Consider the following 717-nt stretch of genomic DNA (forward strand, 5'->3'; position numbering starts at 1 on the left):
TAGACGTCGGAAGCGTTTACTATTTTTTTCTTTCATGATAGAATAGATAGTGAAAATAATATCATAAGGATGATAACATGAAAAAAGCTATATTAATGATGACCTTTGGATCTCCAGAGGAGATTAGTTTTGAAGGAGTAGCAGAATTTTTTACAAATATTCGTCGTGGTGTTAGACCCCAAGACCACGAGATTCAGACTCTCTATGACAACTATGTCCTTATCGGTGGGACGCCCTTGCAGCGGATTACACGTGAGGAGGTTGATTTAGTCAAGGAACGTTTAGGCGAGGAGTACGGTATCTACTTTGCCAATAAGTTTTCTCGGCCCTTTATCCCTGATGTGATCAAGCAGATGGAGTCTGATGGTATTGAAGAATGTATTTGTTTGATTTTGGAACCTCATTATTCCTTTTACTCGGTGATGGGGTATGAAAAGTTTTTGGAAAGTCAGCAGATCCGATTTTTAGTAATTAAGGACTGGTATCAACAACAGCCTTTGCTGGACTTCTGGACAGATGAGATTGAAAAAATTTTACGAAACCATGTGGGAGAAGAATCTTTCAAGGTAATCTTTTCAGCTCACAGTGTTCCCATTTTTGCCTTGGATTATGGAGATCCTTATATCGATCAGATTTTCGATAATAGCAAGCTCATTGCTGAACAACTCGGCCTAACAGCCGACCAGTATACCAATACTTGGCAGAGCGAAAGCGATA

1 protein-coding gene is annotated in these 717 nt (G+C 39.5%); it reads left to right on the plus strand.

The annotated features are described in order from the left end of the window. Positions 1-77: 77 nt before the first annotated feature. Positions 78-717 (plus strand): ferrochelatase (locus tag GMD4S_RS12485; RefSeq protein ID WP_000709218.1); only part of this gene is annotated, 640 nt, incomplete at its 3' end.

The organism is Streptococcus sp. GMD4S, from assembly GCF_000296955.1.